Annotated in this window: 2 rRNA genes; both read left to right on the top strand. The window is 45.7% G+C overall.

From position 1 onward, the window contains the following. A 23S ribosomal RNA gene (locus KJS58_RS24940) occupies positions 1–127 on the top strand; the annotation flags it as partial. Positions 128–367: 240 nt separating this feature from the next. Further along, positions 368–438: ribosomal RNA gene (rrf, locus tag KJS58_RS24935) — 5S ribosomal RNA — on the top strand; the annotation flags it as partial.

Genomic DNA, 438 nt, shown 5'->3' with positions numbered 1-438 from the left:
AGCCCACCTCAAGATGAGATTTCCCAATGAGTAAGACCCCTTGAAGACGACGAGGTAGATAGGCTGGGGGTGGAAGTGCAGCAATGCATGGAGCTGACCAGTACTAATCGGTCGAGGGCTTATCCTATAAGCTTTCTGAAGGAAAGCATAAGCTATAAATCGTAAAGAATGTTTCGTATCTAGTTTTCAGGGAGCAAAACCTTGAGGAAAACTAAACGCTTGTTTCTTGATTCACACTTCAGTGTTGAACCCAAGTAAACGCGAAGAGTGTATAGATTTTCCGAAGATTTTAAGCTGCATGTCCTTTCTAAGGACTGATATTTTGCTGGTGAGTGTTCACTGAAGATATCACAGCGCAAAAATCATGTTTGGTGGCGATAGCGGAGGGGTTCCACACGTACCCATCCCGAACACGACCGTTAAGCCCTCCAGCGCCGA

This window comes from Paenibacillus sp. J45TS6, assembly GCF_018403285.1.
In the GTDB taxonomy this organism is placed as follows: Bacteria; Bacillota; Bacilli; order Paenibacillales; family Paenibacillaceae; genus Paenibacillus.
Note: the sequence above shows the minus strand (reverse complement) of the source record. Positions and strands in the feature narration are given on the sequence as shown.